The 26,108-nt window shown below is 43.4% G+C and carries 17 protein-coding genes and 3 pseudogenes; 9 read left to right on the plus strand and 11 right to left on the minus strand.

All coding sequences use genetic code 11. From position 1 onward, the window contains the following. The first annotated feature begins 4 nt into the window (after window positions 1-4). The 5 genes and pseudogenes from GPUN_RS14720 to dgt all read left to right on the plus strand — a co-directional run bounded on the left by GPUN_RS14720 (window position 5) and on the right by dgt (window position 5,732). Window positions 5-139, plus strand: coding sequence for a hypothetical protein (locus GPUN_RS14720; protein ID WP_006005048.1), 135 nt, complete (start codon window positions 5-7; stop codon window positions 137-139). Window positions 140-571: 432 nt separating this feature from the next. Further along, on the plus strand, window positions 572-1,165 hold the full coding sequence (locus tag GPUN_RS07375) for a Z-ring associated ZapG family protein (protein WP_006005050.1): 594 nt from the start codon (window positions 572-574) through the stop codon (window positions 1,163-1,165). A 149-nt stretch (window positions 1,166-1,314) separates the two neighbouring features. Then, window positions 1,315-3,719, plus strand: a pseudogene (locus GPUN_RS07380) (TonB-dependent receptor). A 171-nt stretch (window positions 3,720-3,890) separates the two neighbouring features. Then, window positions 3,891-3,992, plus strand: a pseudogene (locus tag GPUN_RS14190) (class II glutamine amidotransferase); the annotation flags it as partial. Window positions 3,993-4,256: 264 nt separating this feature from the next. Continuing rightward, window positions 4,257-5,732 carry a dGTPase gene (gene dgt, locus GPUN_RS07390; RefSeq protein ID WP_006005055.1) on the plus strand — a complete coding sequence of 492 codons (1,476 nt, stop codon included), beginning with the start codon at window positions 4,257-4,259 and terminating at the stop codon, window positions 5,730-5,732. 182 nt (window positions 5,733-5,914) lie between these two features. On the opposite strand, the gene bhcR is transcribed toward dgt, so the two are convergent. Continuing rightward, on the minus strand, window positions 5,915-6,745 hold the full coding sequence (gene bhcR / locus GPUN_RS07395) for an HTH-type transcriptional regulator BhcR (RefSeq protein ID WP_006005057.1): 831 nt from the start codon (window positions 6,743-6,745) through the stop codon (window positions 5,915-5,917). A gap of 197 nt (window positions 6,746-6,942) precedes the next feature. On the opposite strand from bhcR, the gene bhcA reads away from it, so the two are divergent. Then, a complete protein-coding gene (bhcA, locus tag GPUN_RS07400) occupies window positions 6,943-8,121 on the plus strand; it encodes an L-aspartate--glyoxylate aminotransferase BhcA (RefSeq protein WP_006005059.1) in 1,179 nt (392 codons plus the stop codon). 178 nt (window positions 8,122-8,299) lie between these two features. On the opposite strand, the gene GPUN_RS14340 is transcribed toward bhcA, so the two are convergent. Together GPUN_RS14340 and GPUN_RS14200 are read right to left on the minus strand one after the other, a co-directional pair. Then, window positions 8,300-8,464, minus strand: a complete 165-nt coding sequence (locus GPUN_RS14340) for a hypothetical protein (RefSeq protein ID WP_158309262.1) — start codon at window positions 8,462-8,464, stop codon at window positions 8,300-8,302. A 9-nt stretch (window positions 8,465-8,473) separates the two neighbouring features. Beyond that, complete coding sequence (locus tag GPUN_RS14200) at window positions 8,474-8,806, minus strand: hypothetical protein (RefSeq protein ID WP_006005063.1); 333 nt, start codon at window positions 8,804-8,806, stop codon at window positions 8,474-8,476. A gap of 52 nt (window positions 8,807-8,858) precedes the next feature. Between GPUN_RS14200 and GPUN_RS07410 the strand changes: the two genes are divergently transcribed. The 3 genes from GPUN_RS07410 to GPUN_RS14530 all read left to right on the plus strand — a co-directional run bounded on the left by GPUN_RS07410 (window position 8,859) and on the right by GPUN_RS14530 (window position 12,545). Continuing rightward, complete coding sequence (locus GPUN_RS07410) at window positions 8,859-10,451, plus strand: DUF2868 domain-containing protein (RefSeq protein ID WP_006005065.1); 1,593 nt, start codon at window positions 8,859-8,861, stop codon at window positions 10,449-10,451. After that, a complete protein-coding gene (locus GPUN_RS07415; protein ID WP_006005067.1) occupies window positions 10,444-11,880 on the plus strand; it encodes a GTPase/DUF3482 domain-containing protein in 1,437 nt (478 codons plus the stop codon). Before GPUN_RS07410 ends, GPUN_RS07415 begins: the two co-directional genes overlap by 8 nt. A 521-nt stretch (window positions 11,881-12,401) precedes the next feature. Further along, a complete protein-coding gene (locus tag GPUN_RS14530; protein WP_081483924.1) occupies window positions 12,402-12,545 on the plus strand; it encodes an IS66 family transposase in 144 nt (47 codons plus the stop codon). A 221-nt stretch (window positions 12,546-12,766) separates the two neighbouring features. On the opposite strand, the gene GPUN_RS07420 is transcribed toward GPUN_RS14530, so the two are convergent. From GPUN_RS07420 to GPUN_RS07450, 8 genes and pseudogenes are all read right to left on the minus strand, one after another. Beyond that, a complete protein-coding gene (locus GPUN_RS07420) occupies window positions 12,767-13,375 on the minus strand; it encodes a hypothetical protein (RefSeq protein ID WP_006005071.1) in 609 nt (202 codons plus the stop codon). 28 nt (window positions 13,376-13,403) lie between these two features. Beyond that, window positions 13,404-13,514, minus strand: a pseudogene (locus GPUN_RS14620) (branched chain amino acid aminotransferase); the annotation flags it as partial. Between the two features lie 291 nt (window positions 13,515-13,805). Beyond that, window positions 13,806-16,376, minus strand: a complete 2,571-nt coding sequence (locus GPUN_RS07425; RefSeq protein WP_006005073.1) for a glycoside hydrolase family 3 protein — start codon at window positions 16,374-16,376, stop codon at window positions 13,806-13,808. Window positions 16,377-16,386: 10 nt separating this feature from the next. Continuing rightward, window positions 16,387-17,652 (minus strand): sugar MFS transporter, encoded by a 1,266-nt coding sequence (locus GPUN_RS07430; RefSeq protein WP_006005075.1) that lies wholly within the window; start codon window positions 17,650-17,652, stop codon window positions 16,387-16,389. A 255-nt stretch (window positions 17,653-17,907) separates the two neighbouring features. Beyond that, window positions 17,908-20,892: a TonB-dependent receptor gene (locus GPUN_RS07435; protein ID WP_006005077.1), complete on the minus strand. Its 2,985-nt coding sequence runs from the start codon at window positions 20,890-20,892 to the stop codon at window positions 17,908-17,910. A gap of 13 nt (window positions 20,893-20,905) precedes the next feature. Next, a complete protein-coding gene (locus GPUN_RS13690; RefSeq protein ID WP_051987317.1) occupies window positions 20,906-23,788 on the minus strand; it encodes a glycoside hydrolase family 16 protein in 2,883 nt (960 codons plus the stop codon). A 242-nt stretch (window positions 23,789-24,030) separates the two neighbouring features. Then, on the minus strand, window positions 24,031-24,861 hold the full coding sequence (locus GPUN_RS07445) for a LytR/AlgR family response regulator transcription factor (RefSeq protein ID WP_141567245.1): 831 nt from the start codon (window positions 24,859-24,861) through the stop codon (window positions 24,031-24,033). After that, window positions 24,854-25,945 carry a sensor histidine kinase gene (locus GPUN_RS07450; protein ID WP_006005083.1) on the minus strand — a complete coding sequence of 364 codons (1,092 nt, stop codon included), beginning with the start codon at window positions 25,943-25,945 and terminating at the stop codon, window positions 24,854-24,856. Before GPUN_RS07450 ends, GPUN_RS07445 begins: the two co-directional genes overlap by 8 nt. Between the last annotated feature and the right edge of the window lie 163 nt (window positions 25,946-26,108).

Below are 26,108 nucleotides of genomic sequence, written 5' to 3' on the forward strand. Positions count from 1 at the left end.
GAATATGAGCGCAGAAACGCAAGTGAGTGATTCTTTCAACTGGTGGTATATGTTAGGTATTGTTGGCACGCTGGTGATAGTGTGTTTGTCGCCCTACTTAATTTTTATAGCAAAACTTATTTTCACAGCAAATAGTTAAGTTTATTTTCACAGCAAATAGTTAAGTTTATTATCAAAAAGAATAGTCAAGATTTGTGTATTCACCACACGTGCGCTTTTATAACAAGTGCGCTTATGCGAACTAAATTAGTGTAAGAGCAGACTAGAGCGTTCAGCTATTTCATTTAAAAAAACACACTTGATGACGGTGTATACGGCCCCAATTTTAACGAACCCGTATACGGTATCACACTTATGCAGCATTTCATTAAGTCGTCAGACTCTTGCACTCTTTGTCGCAAATAATACGCAGGTTACCACTATCAAATCTACTGCGTTGTATAAAGTATTTGACGCGTCGTATTCCTTTAGCATAACCTTTGAGGTAAGCTCATTTTCGTAGTTAATAATTATGCTTATGCTTATTACCGATACATGAATTAATATATTTTTAATATAGAGAGTAGTCAACATGAGCAATATTTTAGTGTTTTTAGGAATTTTTATAGCCGGTGGCGCAATTGGCTTTGCCATTTATCACATAAGCTTTGGTAAAAAAAAGGCCAGTAAGCAGCAGCAAGAATTAGCGCAAAGTAAAGCCGAATTAGAGCAATATAAGGCCAAAGTAAACGATCATTTCATGAATAGTGCTAACCTCATGCAGGGGGTTGCTAGCAGTTATCAAGCGCTTCACAACCATATGGCGACCCAATCACAGTCGCTGCTTAATGACAACGACACGGTGCGCTTTCCACGTTTAAACGAAATTCCGCAGGAAAGCCAAGAAAAAACGGTCCTGACTAATAGTGACGATGATACCGAACAGTCAGTGCCGGTGGTGAAAGAAAACACTCCTCAGGATGCCGATACTAGCGTTGAAGCATCCCCTAGCGATGCGTCCGCATCGGATGTTAACAACGAAGCAGCAAACAGCCAAGAAAAACACCTAGATACCCGCGAAAAAGCAGCACATGCCAATGAAGATACAGTAGATGGCATCGATAACACACTCGATACAAGTGATAAAAAAGGGGGCGCTAGCGCTCCCCCCGAAGAAAAGAAATAGTTTGCCTGTGTAATCCCTTTTCTAGAGTAAAGCGTAAACGACATACAGCAAATAATAAAATTTTGCATTTTTATCTAAAAAACTAGAATAAAAATCAATTTATTACGATTCTATGCGTGAACGTAAAACACATACCAAAAAGGACTTACATGAGACCCACATATCAGCACTTGTTTAAACCAAGCTTAATCAGTGTAGCCCTTGCAGCGGTTCTTTGTGCTCCCCTTGCGGCGCAGCAAGCACAAAGTCAGATGCAAGAAGATGAAGCTGTTGAAAAAATTATGGTTACCGCCACCAAGCGCAGCCTTGCAATTGAAGACGTACCATTCTCTATTAATGCCCGAACGCAAAAAGACATAGAGCGTTCAGGTGCAAACAGCTTAGAGGATATCTCGCGAAACATAGCGAGCATATCTATTCAAAACCTCGGTCCTGGTCAAAGCCAAGTATCTATGCGCGGCGTTTCAGCAGGACAAATTGTGCGTGACCAGCCTGGCGTAAAAGAGCAGGTAGGCGTTTTTTAGATGAAAGTGTTATTTCACTTTCTTTATTCACTCCTGATTTAGACTTTTTTGACCTTAGCCGAGTGGAAACTCTGCGCGGGCCGCAGGGCACACTTTTTGGATCAGGCTCCATTGGCGGTACTTTACGTTATATTACCAATCAGCCCGAAATAAACAGCTTCGATGCTAAAGTGGAAGTCAACGTTAACACCAAAACCGACGGCGGTAATGGTAACCATGTAAAAGCGATGGTGAACGTGCCCCTAGTTGACGACACCTTGGCCATGCGCGCAGTGGTGTATCGTACGGGCTACGCTGGCTTTATTGATGCACTGGGTGAAAATGGGGTGCTAGAAGAAGATGTTAACGACGGCTTCAGACTAGGCGGTCGTGTTGCGTTTAAGTACACGCCAACTGAAAATATCACCATTACCCCCAGAATCATCTTACAAGACATCAGTGTTAATGGCTCAAATCGTCAAGAGGTGTTTAACTTATTTGCCAACCCGAACACCACCACTAGACCAGCCATAAGCTTGGGTGAAAGACAGCAGTATTTGCTGCTTCAAGAAGACTTTAAAGACGAAACGCTCATTGCTGATTTAACCGCTGAGTACGCCAGTAACTTTGCCAATTTCACCTTTGTTTACAGCTACACAGACCGCGATATTTTAATGAGCCGAGATGCTAGCTCACTTTCTGGCAGTGTTAGTATCGATTTAGGTTTCCCTGACGAAGCGGTTCTTTTACCCTCAAATCTGCGCGATCAAACTCAAGTTACCCAAGACACCTTTGAGCTGCGGGCCGCATCTAACGATGAAAGTGACTTAACGTGGGTGGCGGGTATATTTACGTCTGATACCGAACGCAATTACCAGCAAACTTTGCCCACACCGGGATATGATGCCTTCACCGATGCCACATTAGGCGCCGGAACAACAGCGTCCGTCGCGAATGGTTTTGAAGCTAACTCACCCTATAATGCGTCTTTACCCTATGATTTATCGCAAACCGCTGTATTTGGTGAGTTGAATTATGCATTTACTGACAAACTAATAGTTACCTTAGGCAGTCGCTGGTACGATTTTGAAGAAACGCGTCGTTTCACTACCGGGGGCTTGTTCTCAAATAGCGATGACCAAACTGATTCAACTACATCCGACGGCTTTACTTCACGTGTTATTGCACAATATGAGCTTAACGATACCGTAAACTTGAATGCACAAGTGTCACAAGGTTTTCGTTTAGGCGGCGTGAACGACCCTCTAAACAGAAGCTTATGTAACACTCAAGACTTAGACGTGTTTGGTGGCTTCCAAGAGTATAAGGATGAGACACTCACCAACTACGAGATAGGAATGAAGTCATCAGGGCGCGGTTGGGGCGCGAACGTGTCGGCTTTTTATGCTGACATTGAAGATCTTCAGGTTACGCTAGACGCAGGTTCTTGCTCTTCGCGCATATCCTTTAACGTGCCAAAATCGACTAGCCAAGGTATTGAATTTGAATTGACCCGTCAGGCGACTAAGAACTTATTTGTGTCGTTTGCCGGTAGCTTTATACAGGCAGAATTTGGCAGCACCGTATTTGACAGTAACGGCGATGTGCTAGGCGGCGTCGCCGACGGTAACCGCTTAGCGTCAGTACCAGAAACGTCATTTGCTATTTCAAGCACGTATGAGTTTGATGAGCCTTTGTTTGGCTCTAGTGCTACCTACATTCAGGGTTCGTACCAGTTTGTGGGTGATCGTATTACGCAGCCAAGTGACCAAATAGCAGGCGCGGGCAACTTCCAATCGGGTCTTGCTTTTGGCGGTGCTACAGGTAATGAAACCACTGAAGTTGATTTGATGTTAGACCAATACGATACGCTTAATTTAAGTACGGGCTTGGTGTATGACGAATTCGAACTACTGTTTTATGTTAACAACGTATTTGATGAAAACGCGCTGTTATCCTTTGACCGTGAACGTGGCGGCAGAGCTCGTTTGGGTTACCGTATTGGTGAGCCGCGTACTATTGGTGCGACCTTTAGAATGTTCTTTCAGTAGGAAACTGATTACTAGACTAAACGTAAATACCGTTATATGAAATATAAAAAGGAGCGTTTAATCACGCTCCTTTTTTCGTATAAGTGAGGTTTTATGACGCAACTACATGGGCATAAGTACATGTCTTATCGCATGCGCATCACGGACTTATTTAGCCAAAGGAAGCTACATTTGTATGAATTACTTGGCATGTCTGCCAATGTCCCCACCGATATTTGTTTTAGCTTTGCTGGGCTTTTAGAGCGCGGTGGCCGAACGTGCCCGCAACTGGACCTATGCGCATAATGGTCAGTTAAGTGATTACAGGGCCTTTATTTTTTGATCCTTAAGTATCTGCACTTGTGGGGGTAACAACATCTCGGCAAGACTCATCAACAAATTCTAGTTCAATTGTGGTGTGCACGTAGAATAAAATAGTGTTAATCACCGGAAATGGAAAATACCACATTGTGCTGCGCGAAGCAGCAAGATGCTTCTCTTTACAATACCCACGAATAGTCTAGGATAATATTTATAAACACGCAATAAAACAGTCACATGAATTATAAAAGCAAACTTCAAACGCAACGCTTTAGCAGCTCATCAGTAGCAGGGCGCGACTTTAACGAAGAAATGGAAAGCGACAGAGGCCGCGCCATTCATTCGCCAGCACTGCGTCGCCTGCAGCAAAAAACGCAAGTGTTTCCCCTTGAAACTAACGCCGCGGTCAGAAGCAGGCTGACCCATTCTATGGAAGTGCAGCAGGTGGGCCGCTATATTGCCAAGCAAGTGCTTAAGGTTATTGACAAGCAAAATTTGGCCGAACAATACGGACTTAAAGGTAAGTTTGATGGTTTCATTAGTGCCGTAGAAATTGCCTGTTTGCTGCATGACGTAGGCAATCCTCCTTTTGGTCACTTAGGTGAAGAGGCGATTAATAAGTGGGCTATATCCTCTGTTGTGCCAATTTTCGTGCAAAACTTTGGCGACGCCTGTATTGACAACGCATATGTACGCGACATTAAAACCTTTGAAGGTAATGCGCAAGGCTTGCGGGTACTGCACAGCCTGCAAAGTCTTAACCTTACCTATACTCAATTAGCCTGCTTGTTAAAATATACAGGCCCGGCGTGCGACACAAAGCCAGAACAAGGCAGTAAATTCGCCTATCGTCAAAAAAAGCCAGGGTATTACTTGTCTGAGAAAGAAATAGTAGACAGTATAAATGAGGCTTTGGATATAGCGCCGGGGTGTCGTTTCCCACTCACATATATTATGGAAGCTGCAGACGATATAGCCTATTGCATTGCAGATTTAGACGATGCGCTTGACAAAGGTCTTATAAGCGTACCAGAGCTGCATGGCTTAATTAAACACAAGTGGGAAAAGCATTGCGAAGCGCACTTTAATGATAACAGTGCGCGCAGTAACGCTTATTTGCTCGATATTTCGCAAAGCGCGCTTGAGAAATACCATAAGGCTGAATTCAATAAGAGCCACCAGTATATTCTTTCATTGCGAACCCGCTTAATCAACGACTTGTCTGAATATGCCACAGCGCGCTATATCGATAATCATGCGGCAATCTTTGACGGGCGTTTTGACGAGCCTTTACTCAAAGGAAATAATGAGTTTGCATGGGCCACTAAAACTCTCAAGAATATTGCGGTAGAACGTGTTTTTTCAACCAAAGAAGTGCAGCGCTTAGAAGTAAAAGGCTTCAACATCATTGTTGGCCTGTTGAACATTTATACGCCACTGCTTAACCTAAGCGGCGCTGACTTTCGCACGCTAATCGCCAATAAATCGATAAAGGGCGCGCCATTAGAAAGCCGCTTATTTCAAGATCTGCCGGGCACCAATATTCGCCGTTACCATTTGTGTATGGATCAGCTAACGCAGCGCAGCGAGCTTAATGACAACTTGGAACTATTAGAGTTGTACTATCGTGCCCGCATCGTTATTGATTATGTCAGCGGCATGACCGATCATTTTGCGCTAAGTGAGTATCGTGAGCTTACGGCTATTAGTTGAGTATACTTATACTTTAAATTCGAAATCAGCATCTATGGCTTCGGTTTCAGCCGCGGTGGCGATAATTTTGGCTTCGTCCAATGTTAATATTTCACGAGATTTCATTTGATATTTCATTTTACATAACTCTTTGCTTAATTGTTAAAACATGGTGGACGGCTTCGCGGCCAAACCCTTAGGCTTTAACGCTTGGGGGTGACGCCTCCTATACTGTCCGTAATTTTGGCGGCGGCTTGTTTTACCCGGTGGCCAATTTCAGCAATAGAATTGTTGAGAAAACTAACTGTTGGCCCAGATACAGAAACACCGGCAATGGCTTCTGAAAAAGAATTGTAGATAGGCGCTGCTATACACTGCATGCCCAAAAAGCGTTCCTCATCATCAAGTGCCCAGCCACGCTGTTTGATTATCTCAAGCTCGGCAAAAAGTGCGCTTGGTGTAGTAATCGTTTTCGCTGTAAATTCGGGACATCCTTTCTTTTGCAAAATTTTCTCAACTTCAGCTCTGGAGAAATTGGCCAAAAGTGCCTTGCCAATCCCTGAGGCATGCATAAAGCCGCGTGTTCCGGGCAGAAAGAAGGCTCTGATAGGTTTGTGAGACTCGATCTGGCTGATAAATACGACATCCCCATTATCGGCAATCGCTAGGTTAGTGGTTTCGCCGCTTTGCTGGGCAAGATCACGCATAACGGCGCGTGCAGAATCGACTAAATTCGTGCGCTCAAGGTAGGAGCTTCCCACTCGAAATGCTTCAAGACCGACCGCCCATTGCTGCGAAGCAGCGTCAAGCTCTACAAACCCATGTTTTTGGAGAGTGCTCAACATACGGTGCGCGGTGGAAGGGGGCATACCGACACTTAATGCAAGATCGGTAAGGCTGAGTTCGCCTTCCTTTGACAGCGTGACTAATAGACTAATGCCGCGATCAAGTGCCTGGATAGTGCCACCAGACAGGTCGCTGAATTGAGACTTTGGTCTTCCGCGTGGTTTTTTGCTTGCTGGTTGTTCGGCCATGGGGTTACAATTTTATTTTTTGTTGGTTTAAAAGATGTTTCCATTTATTGATTTAGTTGTCAATAAAAACATATTTACCTCCACAGAACATGAGTAAAAATATTTAATCATTAAAACGAAAATAGTTTCCAATAAAAGTTGCTTTAATATCTCGTTCGATTATAGTTTTGTTAAATCAATAAATCTTGGAACACATTATGCGCGATTTAAATCCGGTCTTTATTCCCGGCCCCACTAATATGCCAGATCGCTTACGTGCTGCGATGAACATACAAACAATCGATCATCGCTCACCAGATTTCGCTGAATCCTTGCAGCCTATGCTTGAAGACCTTAAGAAAGTGTTTAAAACTCAACACGGACAGGTGTTTATTTTTCCGGGTAGCGGAACCGGCGGGTGGGAAGCCTCAATTACCAATACCCTGTCGCCGGGTGACAAAGTATTAGTGGCTTGCTATGGCATGTTCTCTCATCGTTGGATTGACATGTGCCAGCGTCACGGATTAGATGTTGAGGTTATTGAATGTGAGTGGGGTACAGGCGCGCCGGCCGATCTTTTTGCTCAGCGTTTAGCCACAGATGCCCAACACAGTATTAAAGCCGTACTAGTGACCCACAACGAAACCGCCACAGGCGTGCTTAGTGATATTGCCGCGGTCCGTTTGGCGATGGATAAAAGCGCACACCCGGCAATGCTGTATGTGGATTGCGTGAGTTCTTTAGGCAGTATGGATTTTCAGATGGATGCCTGGGGTGTCGATCTCGCCGTTTCTGGATCGCAAAAGGGCTTTATGTTGGCCACCGGTTTGGCCATTGTAGCGGCTAGCCCCAAAGCGCTCGCCGCTTTAGAAGGTGCACGTTGTACACGCTGTTACTTCGATTTTCGCGACATGGGTAATACAAATAAAAATGGCGCTTATCCATACACACCACCCATTCAATTAATAAACGGGCTTAAAGCCAGTCTTGAAATGTTGTTTAAAGAAGGCCTTGATAATGTCTTTGACCGGCATTTTCGCTTAGCCGAAGGTGTTCGCAAAGCGGTGGCTGCTTGGGGTTTGCGGCTATGTGCCCAAACACCAGAGCTTTACTCACATTCAGTTAGCGCAATCTACGTGCCTGAAGGATTCAACAGTAATGAACTTACCGACCATGCATATCATAAATACGGTGTTTCGTTCGGCGTTGGTCTAGGTGAAATGGCGGGCAAGGCCTTCCGTATCGGTCACTTAGGTGCGCTGACAGATGTGCTCGTGCTGTCGGGTATTGCCACCATAGAGATGGCTATGAAAGATCTTGATTATCCTATAGAACTGGGTGTTGGTGTGGCTGCTGCACAAGAATACTTGCGCTCAACTAGCACTGCTAAGGCATAAACGATTAAAGGAAGCTGACTATTATGGCTAACAATTAAGGTTTTTATATCCCTACGTTTGACAATTTTCTGGCCGTTCAAAAGCGTATTGCCCCTTACATTCATTGTACGCCAATATTAACCTCAAGCTTTCTAAATGCGTTCACCGGTGCGCCGTTATTTTTTAAATGTGAAAACTTTCAAAAAGCGGGCGCCTTCAAGAAGGCTTGGTTATCGTCTCTTAAAAAGTGTGCCAAGAAGTCATTGGTAGAGCGTCTGCTTTCAGCGCGGTTGAAAAAGTCTTTGCGGCTATGGCGAATGGCGATGCTTATAACTTCCCTTTTATTCGCGAAGCGATTGGACATGCTGATACCCTATATGGTTTTAAGTCTGGTTTTGACCGCACCGGTATGGCCTTGTGAGTTCGTCACAGGTGCATTGCTTGAGAAAGCATCCACGCCTAAGTGCTTAATAAAATAGTCCTTCTTGTCACTTAGCATCTGCTTTCTAATTAAATCAAAATCATCAGGTTTAAAGCTATCCCACAGCACTGGGTCAAACGCTATTTTATTCAAATATTTCGTATGATACATAAAACATTTACGCTCAAACTTCTCAAACTTCTCAAACGGATTTTGAAGGATGCTACGAGTAATAGCCGCTTCACCTGACAAGTAATCAACACTGGTTGAATACCCTAAGTACATAGTTTACTCTTATGCGGTGCTGTTTATGCCTCACTTATCAACGGAAATATTAATGACCAATCGCTGTGTTCGCCTGCTGCTAGATTTTGACGCCTGCGCTCAAAGAGACAGTGGCCAAGATTCAGTATTTTTACATAGGCGTGACCGCAAGTTTGCGCTTACCTGTGAAGAGCAAGGCGAAAAGCCAACGTCAAAACGCTGGATGGCTTATATCAATAGGTTTAACGATGCTGAAGCTGAGTCTCGTCAGGCTTTGCAAACGTTGCGTAGTTGGCGACGTATCAACAGTAGCTTTGTTGCGTTTGGTACGTTGTTTGGGATTTTAAGCATGCTGGGACTGTTGTTTTACGATGGTGGCCAGCGAATCAATATTACGGTTATTATAGCTTTTGTGGCGTTTCAACTTTTACTGGCGCTATTTACTACTGTGCAGTCACTAGCGGGCTGGCAACCTTGGCGGCTAGTGCTTCGCCGTTTTCAAAAAAATGCACCCAATGACATTAAAACAAAGCTTCAGCCGGTATTAATGGCGAAAGCAGCGCAACTTGGCGGCCTGTGCTTTGCCTTTGCCGGGCTGCTAACACTATTAACCATGGTGCTGCTGCAAGACCTAGCCTTTGGTTGGAGCACTACCCTTGAAACTGATGCGCAAGCCTATCATAGATTTATTGGTATAGTTGCAGCGCCTTGGGCTTGGTTATGGCCTCTGGCCGCGCCCGATCTTGCGCTAGTAGAAGCCACACGGTTTTTTCGAGCAAGCTCACCAGACACTAATATAAACCCAGCCTTATGGGGTCAATGGTGGCCCTTTATTGCCATGTTATGGACAACGTGGACGCTGCTGCCGCGTGCAATTTTATACTTTACAGCAGGCCTTATTGTTGAGCGTAAAGCCCGCCGCTTATTGGCTACGCACCCGGCTGCAGCCGCACTTCAATATCGTATGCAAACGCCCACGCTGGAAACGGGCAATGAGCATAACGATTCTGTAGATTTACCTGATATTAGCCAGCAGTTTGCGCTGTCGCCGCTGCCAAACGCGCGCGTTCTATTAACATGGGCAGGTGCCCATGATACTGCACTTCCTCAAACGCTTAACGCTGATAAAATGGTGGTGGCGAAGGTAGGCGGAAGTATGACACTTGTTGATGATCGCAATACCGTGGCTAAAGTCGCGAGTGCCTTGAGCAAAAAATCCTCATCCATAAGCGATACAAAGTCCAAAACAAAAGCGCAAAAGCCATATGAGTACACAGTAAAAACGCCTAAGTCAGAGGATAAAAAAGCCCAAGCAAGTGGTCAAGAAGCCCAAGAGTCAGCAGCTTACAAGCCTTCAGCAACAACTTCCACTATCTTAAAAACATCACTTAAAGCAGATGATCATAACGTTTTGTTAGTAACTCACAGTTGGGAGCCACCCACGGGTGAGCTAGAAGACTTCATTGCCAATGCATACAAAAACTGGCCAAAAACTGCGCATATAGTGATAGTGCCTGTGGCTACCAACCTGCAGCGCGAACCCCAACCGCATCATGTGCAGCAGTGGTTAAGGTTTGCCAATCGTACTTTGCCAGATTTTGTGTCGGTAAGTCTGCTACCCACAGATGAAGTAAGCTCTGTTTTACAGGACATACAGCATGAATAGCGCGCCCAATTTTGCCGTTGTAGGCCATCCCAATAAAGGTAAATCGAGCATTGTGGCCACCTTATCGCAAAACGATGCTATTGCCATTGCACTAGAGCCTGGCACCACGCGCTCAAGCCAGTCTTATCCCTTAAGCGTAGACGGTAAAATACTCTATACATTGGTAGACACCCCGGGCTTTCAACGTCCTAGAAAAGTGCTGGAATGGCTCGAAGCGCATAGTGTATCGGCTTCTGACCACAGCGATACGCTTAAAGCCTTTGTAGGGCAGCATAAAGATGACGAGCGTTTTACCGATGAATGCGAATTACTCCAGCCCTTAATTGAAGGTGCCGGGATCATTTATGTGGTAGACGGCTCGGTGCCTTACAGCGCGCAGCACGAGGCTGAGATGACCATATTACGCTGGACGGGTCGACCTAGCCTAGCCTTAATCAATACCATAGGCCTTGAAGACTACAGCGATACGTGGCAGGCAGCATTAGGCCAATTCTTTCAAGTTGTGCGTAAATTTAACGCAGTGCGAGCACCTTTTGAACAGCACTTAAGCCTGCTGCGAGCCTTCGGCCAGCTTGAGCCACAGTGGGAAAAAACCTTAAACCAAGCCACGCAATACTTGTCAAAGCAGCGTCAGCAAAGACGCAGTCAGTCAGCCAGTATTGTTGCCAAAGCCTTAAGTGACATGATGTCGTATCAAGAAAAACGCACTTTCGCGCAACATGAAAACGTGAGCAGCGATTCCGACCAAGGTGAATTGGCAGGCAAGCTCAGTAAATGCTGGTATGAACATCAGCGTGAACGCGAACAAAGCTTGCGTAAAAGTATTGAGCATTTATACCAACATCAGCGCATTCGCCGCCAAGAAACCGAACTTAATTGGCACAGTGCCCAAGACTTATTTTCCCAAGACAGCCGACAGCAATGGGCCGTAAGCCGGCGTTATTTAGTTACCGCTGGTTTTGGTGCAGGTGCTATAGGCGGTGTTTCAATAGATGCACTTACCTTTGGTGCATCCCTTGGCACCGGCGCACTTTTAGGTGGCTTTATGGGGGCTGCTGGAAGCTATTACTATGGCGCTAAATTGTTGTCACCGGCGCTAAAAATAGCCTCGTTTGGCAAGGGTCTTACAACCGCCATGTTTGGTCCCGTGCAAGACAGTCAGTTTGCTTACATTGTGCTTGGCAGAGCCGTTGATCACTGGTGGCATATAAGCCATCGTAATCACGCTGGACGAGACTTGCTTGACCTCGTGCAGGGCGATAATCACTGGATTGAGGGCCTTGATAAAGACAGCCGCAGATCTATCCAAAGAACTTTAGATAAAATCCGCAAGCAGCAACCCACAGACGAAAGCCTGCAGCAGCGATTCACAGAAGCCGTTCAAGAATGTCTTGCGGTCTATGAAAAGTGGCGAGCTGATAAGGCCTAAAAATACCGCAGACATATAAATAATGTCTCTAATAAAATATTTCACAAGGCGTGCATGCATAGCGCTTGTAAAGATATTTATTACGCGGATATGCCAAGAATGTTAAGCAATTTAGCGAATGCTTTGTCGCTATGTGGTAACAAATGCGATTACGGTAATCCACAAGTCATTTATTTTTTCATCCGTAGGCTCGTATTTTCAGGAAATTATCTCAACATATGTTCACAAAAGTTGTATTAGAATCATCATTTCACAGTAAAGAATGGCTTAAAGGGCAGCGAGTCTTCGAGCAAAATAGCGTCTTAAACGGCCTTGTTGATGGCAGTGTTTTACGAGGTTCAGTTAAGAGCGAATCGCATAAAAGCGAGTAAGCCATTAAAGATAAAACGCGCGATGAAAACTTCAACGCAAGACAGCAAAAAGCCAAACCGATAGTTGATGATTTTATCAATGGCTGATTAAGTATAAAGATAAAGTACCACCGAAAATAGCGCTTGGTAAAGCCATCAATTACTCGATAAATCAGTTTAAAAAAATACCGCCGTTACCTAGATGATGGCAGGCTCAAAATAGATAACAACTACGCAGAGCGAGCTATAAAGCCATTTGCGATTAGCGTAAATCCTGTATTACAAAGATATTTGCATGTTACCGCTTCGGTATAGTTTGATCTGACTCCCGATAATTAATTTGTGGAGAAGGACTATGAGTGTTTCAGCATTCTTTAAGTGTAAAAAACAATAACGCGGATGTGTACCGGCCCTTTGGGCTTCTATATGGTGGCTTATGCGGACCTATTAGTTGCTGAAGGTCACCTTGCTGCGATTTTAAAAAAGTGGCTTCCGGCTAAGGCTATAGGTCATTGATAATATTTTTTGATAAACTTTTACTTGTCGTTATAGCCCCAAGGTGTTGCAGGTAATGCTACTGGCTTGGTTAAGTCAAATTCTACTCTGAACTCCCTGCCTTGGCGAATTAAGCGGTAGCTAAAGGTGTTGTCATACACAAATATTTGCCACGTGTTTCCAACAGATTGCGCAATGCCTTGGTCTACAAATAATTGCTTTGAATAAGCATCAGCAGGAAAGGACTGCACGTTGTTATAGCCTGCATCAACCGTGTGACCGCCATACATACTGAGTTCGTCATCAAGTCCGTCTTGTTTCCTATGGTCGTGCTTTAAGCTCAAACCACTGCCTGTCTTGGTAATAATCCAAGTGCGCGAGGCGTCATCTCCCACATGAAAAGGAACTTGTAGTTGGGTGCTTGTGCAAGTACGCACGTGCATTACTAACGTATTGTTAAAGGCCGGACTTGGATCGTTATCAATCACAACTTTGCCCTCAAATGCTTTACCGCAGTGTTTGGCAATAGCCTCAAAAAATGCGTCATGGGTATCTATTGACACCACAAGAGCAGGGCGTGCTAGCACGAAGTGGTTGATACCGAGTAAACTCACCAGCCCAATAATTGCCGCTAATCTTCTTTTCATCATGGTATTCCTTTTTGTAATGCGCCTTGTAGCCATTATAGGCTTTGTAGCTATTGTTGCCGTTGTGAATAAATGTACCTATCGTGTTTAGTACCGCCGCGGTGCCAGAAAGCGTAGCTTCCGTATCTGGTTTACTGGCGCGCCGGTCACCGGTCGTACCATCTCTGTATGGCGTCCTCAATTCATATAGCACTTTTCCATGTTGCGTCATACTTAAACGCTGCTCACTAATTGCTCAGCGGCTGATTTAACAGGCAGGTAGGCGTTCAAAATTTAGGCTTAATTGATTCAACTGAAACGCCATTCTTTGCTTGGCTAAATTTAAGTTTATTACCAAAAAATTCATATTTTTATTCCCTTAGCTTCTGCTAAATTGAAAAGTAAGTAACGTTTTTATACAAGTTATACCAAGAGCACTGCACATCGAAGGAGTTCAGTCTGCACAGCTCAGATTAGCTTCGTGAGCTTGATTAAACGTAAACGATATTTCACTTAGACTTACGGTAAATGCTTCCTTTGACCCCAGTTGGAAGGGCACTACCATATTTTCAAACGTGACACCTTTTTGAACAAAGCATTGCACGTCAACAGTAAAAACACTCCATTCATTTTTAGGCAAAGCCAACAATGCTTCAGCAATATTCAGGTCTGCTGCGCAACTACCGGCTGTGTCACTGACAGTTTCGCAATTCATAGACAGTAATACTTCATTTGGAATAGCCGATTCGGGCTTTAGCATGAATGACAACACGGCGTTACTTTGTGCTTGGGCCGACATGTCTTCCCTAAAATAGTTTTTACTCGCTATTTGTACGCCACTATTGTTGTTACTAGCAGTAATTGCTAATCTGAATGCATCTTCTTGTACCACTCTATCAACGGTTCTGTAATATACATTATCGACAGTGGCAGTACTTGCCGTAATATCTTGTAAATTATGACCCGAGAAAACTCGCAATTCCCACGGCTTCTGCATAGTGCCGGTGAATAATGTCGCACCGCTTGTTTGCGTAATACTCTTTTCATATGTTTCAGATAAGTTGTCGGGCAATACGTTTTCATCACCGTAGGACAGGCCAAAACCATAGGGAAGTAAGGGATTATACTCAAAATCGTAGACGTTAACTGTTGCTTGATTAGGATCCGCAGGCCATGAGAATGACAAACGTCCGGAAAAATTATATTGCATGCTACCCAGCGCGTCGGTAAATAACACATCGGCAACAGCGCTTCCTTGCGAACCAGGTAACCAAGCCGCAACAAAAGCATCACTTGCGTTAATTTCAGCATTCATCCATAAGGGTCTACCGCTAATAAATATAGATACAACGGAGATCCCGTCTGCTTTTAGCCTATGTAATAAGGCTAAATCAGATTTTAGGCCGCGTTGATAATCTAAGTGCTCCACATCGCCATGACCCTCAGCATAAGGCTCTTCACCAAAGACCACTATGGCCACGTCGGGCTTGGTTTTATATTGACCCGTTTCACTTAATTCTACCGTGCCATTTGCAGCCTCTATGCGCTGCTTTATGCCGTCATAAATCGAGCTTCCACCGGGGAAATCTTCATTAGTATTGTTGGTACCTTGCCACGTAATAGTCCAACCACCCGACTGCTTACCGATGTTGTGAGCTGCATCGCCGGCCACCAGTACACTCACGTTAGGACTCAGCGGTAAGATGTTATTTTTATTCTTTAGTAATACGAGTGATTCACGCACAGCCTGTTTTGCTATGTCTCGATGGCTTTGTTGACCAATAAGCTGCGTTTTGCCCGACAAAATACGATTAGCGGGACTGGGCTTTTCAAACAAACCTGCACGTATTTTCACACGCAGTATGCGTGTCACCGCATCGTCAATTCTACTCAAGGCAATAGTGCCGTCTTTGACTTGTTGCAGCAAATTCTCATACAAAGGCTTCCAAGCCGCTGTTGGCACCATGTAAATATCTAAACCTGCGTTTGCAGCTTGCGGACAGTTGTCATTAGTACAACCGGCTATTTGGCCATGACCATTCCAATCGCCTACTACAAAGCCGTCAAAACCCATTTTATCTTTCAATACGTCGGTTAGTAGATATTTGTGGCCATGTAGTTTTTTGCCATGCCAACTGTTAAATGAAGCCATTACTGATTGTGCTCCAGACGTTAAACCTCCCACGTAACCCTGCGCATGAAGTCTAAATAAATCGCTTTCGCTGGCAATATTATTGCCTTGGTCGTCACCCCCAACGGTGCCGCCATCACCAATAAAGTGCTTAACAGTGCTTATAACTTGGCTGTCGCCTAAAAAATTTTTACCAGGTTTACCTTGTAAACCTCGTACTATCGCTTTTGAGTATTCATATACAATAGCTGGGTCTTCGGAATAGCTTTCGTATGTTCGGCCCCAGCGGTCATCCCTTACAGTGGCAACTGTTGGAGCGAATACCCAATCAATACCTGTTACCATTACCTCGGTAGCGGTTGCTGTGGCTATGTTTTCAATTAATTCTGGGTTGTTAGTAGCACCTAAGCCAATATTATGTGGAAATAAAGTAGCCCCAATTACATTGTTATGACCGTGTACTGCATCGGTTCCCCACATAGTTGGGATAGTTGAACCATCTAGGCTTGCATCAACAGACGCTTGATACATGTTCTCGGCTAGCTGTATCCAGTCTTGCGGTGTGGCGTGTTTATTATCATTTGGAAAAGCTCCACCACCATTTAAGTATGAACCAAAGCCATATTTACGCATATCCTCAACGCTAATATCTCTAATTTCAGGCTGGATCATTTGCGCAATTTTTTGCTCTAATGTCATGCCTGTCAAAACAGCAGCAACTCTCGCTTCTACGTCATCAGATTTTTTAACAGCAATATCTAGTTGCGGCCAAATTTCAATGTCAGGTAAAGTCTTACTGTTTCGTTCTTGTACTTCCTTTACGCTAATTTGAGTACATGCAACACTAGCAAAGGTGAAGACAATCGCGGCTATAAGTGATTTTGTTCTTTTCAAAATTATACCTCTAACTGAGAGCTTTAGTTGGTTTTGAACCTATCAAACCGTAATAAGCAATAAAAATGTAGCACAGCATAGGCAGTACAAATGAGATTTGCAGACCAACGCTATCGGCAAGCATACCTTGAATAAGGGGTAATAATGCGCCGCCAACAATAGCTAAACACAGTAAGCCTGAACCTTGTGCGGCGCTTGTGCCAAGGCCGTTCAGTGCTAAGCTGAAAATAGTGGGGAACATGATGGAATTGAATAGACCTACTGCCAGCAGTGACCACATTGCTAGAGAACCATCAAATAAAACAGCACTACTGATAAGTATAATGACCATAGCTGAATTGAACGCTAATACTTTGCCTGGCGCTATTTTTTGCATAACAAAGGCACCAATAAAGCGGCCTACCATAGCGCCGCCCCAATAATATGCAATAAACTTTGACGCTTGAGCTTCGTTTAAACCAGCTATGTCGGGCTGACTTAGAAAATTGACTAGAAAGCTTCCAATTGCTACTTCAGCGCCTACATATAAAAAGATCCCCACCACGCCTAAACGAAGGTGACGATGTTGCCAAGCCGACCCCTCTATAACGGTTGCTGTTTGTTTACGGCCTAAATCAGGTAGTTTGAGATAGCTGAAAATAGCGGCCAAACCAAGTAAAGCCGCCGCAAGGATTAGATAGGGTAATTGCACTAAACTAGAAGAGTCGCCGCTTATATGTGTGTCAACACCATTGCCGCCACCAAAAATTAGATATGCGCCAAAAAATGGGGCAACCGTGGTGCCTAAAGCATTAAATGCTTGAGTCATTGTTAAGCGAGATGAAGCGGTGTGTGGGCTGCCTAGCGCGGTAACAAAAGGATTGGCTGCTACTTGTAGAATGGTTATGCCGGAGGCTAAAACAAATAAGGCAAACAAGAAAATAGCATAAACGTGCAGTGCTGATGCTGGATAAAAAAGCACGCAGCCTAGGCTAGCGATTAATAAGCCGGCCACTATGCCTTTTTTATAGCCAATTTTACCCACTAACCAACCTGCTGGAATAGCTACAACAAAATAGGCTCCAAAGAAACAAAATTGTACCAGCATGGCTTGGGTATAACTTAAATCAAATGCATTTTTCAAGTACGGAATTAAAATATCATTTAAGCAGGTGATAAACCCCCACATAAAAAATAATGACGTTAGCGAAACTAATGAAAACAAATGATTTTGTGGTTCACTAGCACTGTTCGATGGTATAACCGAGGGGTCTGCTATTGGGATATTGGACGCCATGTTTGCATCACTCCATTATGTAAATATTGTTATATTTATGTTTAATTTTTTTAGATTTTCATAGTGTCGCATGGCATAAAGCTTAGCAACGCAAATGCGATATAATGAAAAACGGCTGCGACACAATAGGTCAATTGAGCGAGTGCGCGTTAAAACGACACTTTCATCCGCTAAGCGGGTGAGGTTGTTATCAGGCGCATGATTAGACAGTAAGAAGCCGCAAAAAATAGCGGCTTTTTACGCATACGCTAAATACTATAAACTGACTCTTACGCCAACAGAGTAACGTGGGCCATATTGACCAGCAAATAGAAATTGCTCTTCAAATCGACCGTAGTGTTGCTCTGTGGCGTTATTTAAGTTGATGCCTTCAACAAAAACAGTCAGGTTTTCATTAATGTCATAATTAACACTCATGTCCCACTGTCCATATTCTTTGGCGAATTGTGGCGGGTTGTCAGATGTACCTTGTCCTTGACCCTGCCCAATTAAATAACTATCGCGCCATGCGTAGGTCAATCTTACTGATAATTTATCATCTTCATAAAACGCTTGAAAGTTAGCAGAGTCTGATAGTCCAGACAGCGCCTTTTGTGACGCTAACACGTAGGGATTATAATCAACATCACCATCAACAAAAGTTGCGTTAGCAGCTAAACCAAAACCAGTCTCTTGAAAGATATGCTGAAATGCTACTTCTAAGCCATTCGTTTTGCGTTCTTCAACGTTTTCTGGAGAGCTCAAACGCCACGAAATGAGGGAGTCGCCGCTTGGATCTGGCTCAATCTGACCATCGCTATTAGCGTAACCTAAAGCAACCATCTCATCAAAAATGGCAGTATCGGTGGCTTGCCCTCCTCGTGTAGTAATGTTGGTAGCAGCTTCGTTCCAGCGTGGACCAAGATATATGTCATACAGACCATCAAATGTAAGGTCTACAGTTGATGTTTCAATCCAGTCATCAACTTTTTTCCAGAATAAGCCTACAGCTGCATAGCTTCCTTCCTCATAATAATATTCTACAGAAATGTCTATGTTGGTTGACTGGTAAGGCTTCAGGTTAGTGTTACCTCTCGAGCCTGTACGAGCGCCAATCTTAGGACTTCCTGATAGCGCTAAACCGCCTAGTAAGTTGCCTAAAGGAGCACGTGTAATACTTTTGCCAACCGAAACTCGTGAGACCAAATCATCGCTTAAATCGACCCGAATATCTATCATTGGTAATAGTAGATCGTATCCACCATCGTTAGACACGTTTTGCACACCAGAGAATGAGGTTATCCATTCCGATGCTGCAACCCAGTTTACCTGTTCTGCAATATTACTTTGTGAAGGACTAATAACATCGGTTTCTTCATAGCGAATACCCGCATTAATTTCCACGTACTTATCTTTTATATCAAATTCCCAAAGTGAATTGATGTAGATAGACTTTGTCGTTTCTTCAACGCTAGAGGTTGTGTTAGTAGTATAGTAAGGATCAACAACATATTCATTACTACCAACCACATCTGATGTTAAGTAGGCAGCTTGGCGAGTAACGGCTTCATCAAAATCGTAGGTCCAATAGTAGTTTGGACTCAAAGCTGCACCGCCACCGTCGAACTGGTCTAAAAAGTTCCCCGTATCATTAAATGTAAACATGTTGTCAGGAAATATTGCGCTAAAGCTAGGGTTGAAACCAGGACCACCGCGCAAACCCGACCATCCGTTAGTGCCAATCAGCGTTTGTTTAGTATTACTTAATCCGGCTGAAAGTTTGACTAAAGAACGTAAGCTATCAAATTCAGGTAAGTATTCGACATCTAATTGAGCCTGCTGAATATCAGATTCACCAGGTGAATGAATGAACTGACTGAAGTTAGAATCAATTTCACCAGCGCTCAGTTGATTGGTGCCATTATTCCAGTTAATTGAGAATTGGGGTACATCACCAGATAGATAAGAGTATTCTTTAAAGTCTAAAGCAGAGGAACCCAATATAACTTGACCTGCACTGCGTAAGCCAGGATCTATGCCGTTGTCAATCGTTGCATTAGAATCGTGATAGTCGAAGGTTAACTTTAGGTCATCACGAGCCTCAAACTCAATGTTTAAACCAAGCGATTTCATATCAAATTCAGTTGTGCTTCTTGATGCGGTAAATGAAGCGTCATCACCTGAAATATTGGCGTATAAGGTGGTACCATTTTCATCGAGTTGATACGTGTTTATGTTAGCACCGAAGTTATTCCAAATTCCCCAACCAATGCTGTTGCTACCGGCAACTACATTACTCATTGTGTAGTCGGCCGTTAGGGTTAAACGATCGTTTACCGCAAATTGAACCGTCGCCTGAGCATTTTTTCTTTCACGCTGCACGTCTTCTATGCCGTAGTTCATATCTTTAGGGAAGAAATGTGCAGTGCTTGCTTCTAGTTCGCCACTAGCATTAGGGGCTAGGAAGTTAGCGAGTAGCTCACCGTTTGCATCTAATGGACGTAAGTCAGAAAATTTTGATGAAGATAAACTAGGTAGCGCAACATTTGCCTGCCAACCTTGAATATTGGCCGATTGTTTTTGGAAATCACGTCGCTGATACGAACCAGTAACAGAAACACCAAGGCGTTCATCTAAAAATGTTTTACTTGCTAAGCCTGCAATTTCTGGCGTGACATCTTCACCTTCCACGTTTGAAGTATCTAGATTAGCTTTGGCCGTAAATGAGAATTGCTGTCCGGGCTGTGACAAAGGACGAGCAGTCACAATATTAACAGATGCTCCTAAACCACCCGTTGGAATATCGGCACGTGAGGTTTTGTAAACCTCTAATGCACTAACACCTTCGGATGCAAAGTTCTCAAAATTAAATGACCGCGAGAAACCTGTTGATGGCATTTGACGACCGTTTAACGTTACCATATTAAATTCTGGACCAAAACCACGCACCGTTATTTGACTGCCTTCACCATTTGCTCTACTTACCGATACGCCCGTAATACGTTGCAATGATTCAGCTAAGTTAGTATCAGGGAATTTACCCATTTCTTCAGCGACAATTGAATCAACTACGCCTTGGTTACTGCGCTTAATATCACTTGATTTCATTAATGAGCCACGAATGCCGCTCACCGCAATCACTTCAACATCGTCTTTTGCCTGCAATGCTTCTTGAGCAACGACGGGCACGGTAGCGCCAAGTTCTATTATCAATGATATAGTAATGGCTAATTTTGTTTTTTGGAAAATTGTATTTTTCATTTTATATACTCTCTTATTGCACGCGATCAGCTGTAATCACAAGGTCTTTAATAATTACAGGTGAATCGTTGTCATTGAGATACAACAAGAAAGAACTGAAGGTGTTCTGAGCAGATTGTGGTGGAATATCAACAACGTAAGAACTGAAGTTTGTGCCTGAAATGGTCACAGAATCGGTAGCGTAACTAGGCTCAACATCAGGGAAAGGATTTTTTTCTAATAAAAACCTGACACTTGTGTTCAGTGCACCTACTGGAAGAGCCGCGCTAAACTCAATACGCCCACCCGCTGCAAAATTCAAAGGATAAAAACTAGTATTCGTATTGGCAAAACCACCCCATACCTCTGAATTAGCAGGGAAATTAAACGTGCTAGAGTCGCTATCAATACTTGCGCCACCAAAGCCTTCCCAAACTGCGACATGCTCATTTTGTGTCACTATAATGTTTTTGATAATGACCCCAGAGTCACGCTCAACTAAATATAACAAAAGTGAACTGAATGTATTTGTTGCATCCTGGGGCGGGATATATACGGTATACGTTGTTTCTGTTAATCCAGACACTGTCACATTTTTAGTAGAAAAAGCTGGGTCTACATCGGGAAATGGGTTTTTCTCAAAACGGAAATTAACCGCAACGGAAGAGCCTCCAGACGGGATTGCACCGGTAAATGTAATTTTACCGCCCAAGGCGAAGTTAAACGGATATAACTCAGCGTTGGTGTTAGCAAAACCAGCCCATACTTCAGCATTAGACGGATGTGTGAAAGTGCTCGTGCTCGCATCAAGTGTGCTGTTGCCAAACGCTTCCATTGCTGCGTGATTGTTCGTTTCAATCATTATATCTTTAATGTTGACTGAATTGCCCGCGGCGTTTATGTACATTAAGAATGAACTGTAGGTATTGTCAGTATCCTGTGGCCTTATAGCAACAGTGTATGTACGGGCTTGGTTACCCGAGATATTCACGTTCGCGGTCGTAAAGTTTGGCTCTACGTCTGGGAAGGGCGCGTTTTCAAAGACAAATCGTATACTGGTATCAGTGTCACCTTGTGGAATAGATGCGGTAAACGTTAAAGTACCGCCATGGGTAAGGTTTAGCGGATAAATACTTGCGTTCGTGTTTGCAAAACCGCCCCATACTTCTGAGCCAAGTGGGTAAGTGTAAGTGTCGCCAGCTATACTTGCGCCACCAAAACCTTCTGTAAATTCTGCAAATACAGGCCCTGACGCTTCTTCACCGCTTTGGATAGCAACATTGTCCATACGAAATACGGCGCCATCGCCAGTTTGCCATGTGGGAAATACCATAAGAACGTCAAGTAAGGTCAAGTCAACGCCGGCGTTAGCAACTTCTTGCAGTGGAACTTGATAAGTTGCCCACACATCGACAATGGGCGCTGGACCAAATTCAATTAAATCAGCCTCCCATTCACCGCCATTTGCCTCGTCGGCTTCCACTTTAAATTTCCAAATTGAATCAGAATTTAAGGGTGGAGAAGTCACTTTTAGATCAAAGGTAATATAACCGTTTTCAATCATACCTAAAGCATTGTGTGGTGATGCGCTCGCGCCAACAGTGGGATCTTGAGAAAGAAATAGCGAACGTGTGATAAAACCAAAGACGGTTCCCTCGTTGCCATTTTGCACTTCAAACTGATATACATCACCATGGTCTTCATCATCAGCTACTAAGGCCGGAATTGAACCACCGCAGCAGTCCCATGCCGCCCAGTTTTTATTTAATACATCATCAAAAATAGTAATGGGGTTTGCTTCACCTGGATTTAGGCTAGGTGAAGGAGCTTGTCCTTCTACCAATAAACCGCCATCGGCGACGTCGGTTGCATAGCCAGGTGCTATTGTTTCGCATCCACGACCGGTTGCCCGATTAGCGCTACACTCATAAACGCGAACATAGTCAACTTCAAACGTTTGCCCTGCATCTGCAAATGCGCTTGTATCAACACCACCTTCATTAAACGAGACGGGCCAAGCGCCGCCAACGGCTAAGTTGAGAATGATGAAAAAATCTTGATCAAAAGGAGCGGCAGAATAATTGGTCTTCAATTCTCCTGTAACAATGTCATACAGCTCAGCATACCAACCACGGTGCGACAAACCCACAGTTTCACCGGTTGAGCTGAGGCTTAATTTAGACTGTCTTTGAGTTGCGAAAAGTATATCGTTAAAATACCAACGAATTTCACCTTCTTGCCATTCAACCGCGTAGTTATTGAACTGCGTGGCGGGATTAATTTCTGAAGAATAAGCGGCCCCTGATGAATTGCTACCTGGTCCAGCGCCGTAGTGAAGAGTGCCGTAAATATTGGTTTCAGCGGTTCCATCTTCGCGCAACGCGCCAAGGTTTACCGCTTCCATAATGTCAATTTCTCCCGACTTTGGCCAGCCTCCGTAAACAGAATCTGTTGGCATCATCCAAAATGCGGGCCATGAACCTTGGCCCATTGGCAGTTTGGCGCGCATTTCAATGCGGCCATATTGAAAGTCTCCCTTGTTCTGAGTGGTTAAACGCGCAGACGTAAAGTCATCATCTTCACCAACTGCACCATCGTTTAGTTTAGCGATTATTTTCAATGTGCCGTCAGACACAAGCGCATTGTTTGGCGAGTCGGTATAACACTGAAGTTCTTGGTTGCCACCACCCTCACAGTTTACTTCAAAGTTCCAATTGTTGGTGTCAACTTCGGTGCCATTAAACTCATCGTTCCATACTAAGCGCCAATCGCTATCTTTATATTTTTCATCGACAGCCTGCACGTTGGGTTTGCTTGGATCTACAGCTTGTAAATTAGTGTCGGTTTTTATATCGCCGCCGCAAGCTGTTAAAAACAAAACCGAAGCAGCACCTGCCAATTTTGTGATTTTATTCATTTTAATACTCATATTGTTAAACCCCAGTGGGAGAATCTTAGTATATTTTTTAAACATTAATTTAACACGCTGGTAACATTTAATTGAGGATAGTGCGATATGTCAAATGCAGATACAATTCAAATGCGACATAGTGATTTTAATTTGCGTTTAATAAGAGAACTAATTGGATAGTGAGTTAAGCTGACACAGAATCACGACCAAGCGCATAGCTTGTTTAAAAAAATATAATGATATGAAAACTAGCGTACGCGGTTATCTATAATTGTTTTAACTGCACAACTATAGTTTCGGCTAACTTTAAGTTTTACGCCGTCGCCTAAATCAAGAATGCTTTCGCTATTTCGCAGTGGCTGAATACTTTTTATGCGGTTAATATTAACCACTGTAGATTTATGAATACGCTGAAAAATGCGCGCATCCAATTGGCTTGTTAACTTTTTCATTGTGATACGTAAAATGAAATTTTCTGCGGGTGTGTGAATGCACATATAATCGCCAGCCGCGTCAATCCATTCAATATCAGCAACGGGGACAAACACCTTTTCGTTTTTGGCATTTTTTATTACTAACTCTTGGTTGCTTGAATTGGGCAGCGGGCTTTCGTTGCTCAGCCATTCCTGAAGTTCAGAAATATGTAAGCCAGAAACTTCTTCGAGCGCTCGCAGCAGTTTAAACTTTTCTTGGTCACGCTCCACGGGTGTCAATCGTTCACGAATGCGTTTCATTGTTTGCTGCAAACGACCTAAATTCACAGGTTTCAATAGGTAATCAATAGCGTTCAACTCAAAAGCGTCAAGTGCATACTCACTGTAGGCACTTACAAACACCACCAAAGGCATGTTGTCTGATTGCAAAGACTGCACCACTTCAAGCCCATTAATTCCCGGCAGATTTAAATCGAGAAACAAGACATCGGGCTGTAAGGCGTGGCAAATCGCAATGGCGTTGTCGCCGTCAACTGCTTCACCCACTACGTGCATATCTTCTATTTTGTGCAAACGAAGCCTTAAACCCTCAATCGCAAGAGGTTCATCGTCAACTATTACGGCAGTAATTTTTCTATCAGGCATATCTTTCATCACATAAGAATGGCATTTCTATGGTTACTTTTGTGCCATTGCTGCCACTGGAGACTAATTCAACTTTGCATGCTTCATTAAACATTGTATTTAAACGTTCCCTAGTATTATTCAGACCAATGCCAAAACCCTTTTGTTTTTCCTGTGAAGTGCTTGACGCATCATTAAAAACATCCACAACTAAAGTATCTTTTATGCGCTTTGCGCTAATCACAATATTACCCGTGCCCTTACTAAATTCAATGCCAAATTTCACGGCATTTTCAACCAATGGCTGTAGCAGTAATGTGGGTACTTTGGCGCAATTTGTATTGGCTTGAATGGCCAGAGACACGTTAAGACGTTCCGCAAATCGCACCTTTTCAATCGACAAGTACAGCTCTAACAATTCAAGTTCTTCTTTTAAAGTACTAATTTGATCGTTTTTTTGCACCAATGAATAACGAAGAAAAGAACACAATTTATCGAGCATTTCATTAGCTTTATCATTTTCATGTTTGTAAATAAGCGTAGAAATTGCATTTAAGGTGTTAAACATGAAATGAGGATTTAATTGATAGCGCAGCATTTCTAACTGCGCCTCTTTTGCTGAATTTTGCGCGCGCAAGAGCATTTCGTGTTCATTTTGTAAACGATTGTTATAAAGCATTATAAAAAATATGGCAGTAAAAATGAACATGGTGGCGACTGAAAAAAGCAGCCAACCGCCAAATTCGAGCATATTTAACTGTTCGTACCATACTTGTTGATGAATAATTGCTTTATAAGAGGCAAGTTTAATGACATTGAGTATGCAACCTAACAGTGCGGCACTTGTAAAGCTTATTATTAACGTGACGCGTAATGATAAGTGCACAATTCTGCGTATCATCAGCCAAAGCAAGCTAGACAAGAAAAACCCGGTTGAAGTTTCTATTGCTAAATTAATTATTTGACCACCTAAATTAAAATCGGCTTGGTCAAACTGCGGGCGAATTATCGCCAGAAAGACGACAATGCAATAGCCTGTCCAACCGCCAATTTGCAGCGTCCAAAACTGATTTTCAGGCTTTGAGAATTGAGTGTTATTAGTCAAAAATGGCGTGCTTTGGACAGTCAGCATAAGGATTAGGTTTATATAATTTCGTTGATGAGCTTACTGTGCTAGTAAAACAAATAACAATCAAGCAACTTTTCATCCGAATCACTATTATCGTTTTGTTATATTAGAAACATTTTGAGTCCATTGCCGAACTTAA

Source organism: Glaciecola punicea ACAM 611, assembly GCF_000252165.1.
GTDB lineage: Bacteria > Pseudomonadota > Gammaproteobacteria > Enterobacterales > Alteromonadaceae > Glaciecola > Glaciecola punicea.

Excerpts from the sequence above, each read along its gene's own strand:
- GPUN_RS14720 (WP_006005048.1), top strand. The coding sequence starts at position 5 with ATGAGCGCAGAAACGCAAGTGAGTGATTCTTTCAACTGGTGGTATATG.
- GPUN_RS07375 (WP_006005050.1), top strand. The coding sequence starts at position 572 with ATGAGCAATATTTTAGTGTTTTTAGGAATTTTTATAGCCGGTGGCGCA.
- dgt (WP_006005055.1), top strand. The coding sequence starts at position 4,257 with ATGAATTATAAAAGCAAACTTCAAACGCAACGCTTTAGCAGCTCATCA.
- bhcR (WP_006005057.1), bottom strand. The coding sequence starts at position 6,745 with ATGGCCGAACAACCAGCAAGCAAAAAACCACGCGGAAGACCAAAGTCT.
- bhcA (WP_006005059.1), top strand. The coding sequence starts at position 6,943 with ATGCGCGATTTAAATCCGGTCTTTATTCCCGGCCCCACTAATATGCCA.
- GPUN_RS14340 (WP_158309262.1), bottom strand. The coding sequence starts at position 8,464 with ATGTCCAATCGCTTCGCGAATAAAAGGGAAGTTATAAGCATCGCCATT.
- GPUN_RS14200 (WP_006005063.1), bottom strand. The coding sequence starts at position 8,806 with ATGTACTTAGGGTATTCAACCAGTGTTGATTACTTGTCAGGTGAAGCG.
- GPUN_RS07410 (WP_006005065.1), top strand. The coding sequence starts at position 8,859 with ATGACCAATCGCTGTGTTCGCCTGCTGCTAGATTTTGACGCCTGCGCT.
- GPUN_RS07415 (WP_006005067.1), top strand. The coding sequence starts at position 10,444 with ATGAATAGCGCGCCCAATTTTGCCGTTGTAGGCCATCCCAATAAAGGT.
- GPUN_RS07420 (WP_006005071.1), bottom strand. The coding sequence starts at position 13,375 with ATGATGAAAAGAAGATTAGCGGCAATTATTGGGCTGGTGAGTTTACTC.
- GPUN_RS07430 (WP_006005075.1), bottom strand. The coding sequence starts at position 17,652 with ATGGCGTCCAATATCCCAATAGCAGACCCCTCGGTTATACCATCGAAC.
- GPUN_RS07435 (WP_006005077.1), bottom strand. The coding sequence starts at position 20,892 with ATGAAAAATACAATTTTCCAAAAAACAAAATTAGCCATTACTATATCA.
- GPUN_RS13690 (WP_051987317.1), bottom strand. The coding sequence starts at position 23,788 with ATGAATAAAATCACAAAATTGGCAGGTGCTGCTTCGGTTTTGTTTTTA.
- GPUN_RS07445 (WP_141567245.1), bottom strand. The coding sequence starts at position 24,861 with ATGCCTGATAGAAAAATTACTGCCGTAATAGTTGACGATGAACCTCTT.